Origin of the sequence: Halorubrum sp. C191, from assembly GCF_002727095.1 — an archaeon.
Lineage (GTDB): Archaea > Halobacteriota > Halobacteria > Halobacteriales > Haloferacaceae > Halorubrum > Halorubrum ezzemoulense.
This window is the reverse complement of record NZ_NHNZ01000146.1, coordinates 1-1,085: the sequence shown is the minus strand read 5'-3', so window position 1 is coordinate 1,085 and position 1,085 is coordinate 1. Positions and strand designations below refer to the sequence as shown.

At 46.2% G+C, this 1,085-nt stretch carries 1 pseudogene; it reads left to right on the top strand.

The annotated features are described in order from the left end of the window. Positions 1-641 precede the first annotated feature (641 nt). Positions 642-1,085, top strand: a pseudogene (locus Z052_RS14400) (IS5/IS1182 family transposase); the annotation flags it as partial.

Sequence of the window (1,085 nt, the reverse complement as noted above, 5' to 3'; positions counted from 1 at the left end):
CAACGTTCAAAGCTGAGTAACCAGTTTGGATCGTGTCTTTTACTCGAATCATGCTGAACACAGCCAATGTCCAACACGTGACCGCCATCAATCTCACCCACGATATCGTGTATTCTTGGGTCTGTCACTTTTTTATTCTTAATCATACAGATGTGACACCTTTCTATGCCCAATCTTTCCAATTTGTAGATTAAATAGATACTGAACCAATTATTGGAAGTAATGACTCGGCGTGGTTGTCCTATGAGAGGCTTTTCAAGATTATACGGTATGACTGAGTAATTAAACACCCAATTACTCGGCACAGGAAGAGGGATAATGAAGCGTAGAATGTCCTAAGCCGATTGGTCATCAGAGTGCTTCTTAACAGTGAGAGTCATATACTCCCACAATTGTGAAATGGCAATTGGGTATTGGGTTGGTGGCATAAGTGGTTCTGAAACACTAGTGGATGCTGCTTGACGAGGTAAAATGTGACTGAACACGTACGACCTCTCTAATTTACCTCCTATTTGTATTTTCACTGATGTTTTGGTTTCCGTGGGTACATAGGAGTGGGCCTTGTTTAGACGAGAAAGTCGCTCAGTGTAACTAGTGTCGTCTTGCTAGTAGCTCCGACAAAGTACCAAATTTACTAAGGAGTGAAGCGGGACAGATTGGGTGTGCAAACCAAGATTTCCCGCTTCGCAGAGATGGTTGTATCGCTCTCCAAAAAAGCCGTCGCTGGCGAGCCAGCTCCGGCATACCGACCCAGAAAAGAAGGGTATGCCGACTGGGTGATTCTTGCTGTACAAGGCTTCAAAGAGTATCTTGACCACGATTACCGGAAGCTGATGGATGTTCTGCGGGAAATGCCGAGAGTTGTTGAATCGGTTGGTTTGACGGTTGAGACGCTTCCTCACTTCTCAACCGTTTGTGCGCGGAAGCAAGCGATTCCGATGAAGCGGTGGCGAGCGATCCTTGACGGATCGGTTGAATTATACGAACTCGGAGATGTTCAGGCAATCGACGCAACCGGCGCAGATCGCGTTCAAGCGAGTCAGCATTACGCGAAACGGACGGATTATACTCACGGACATAAATAC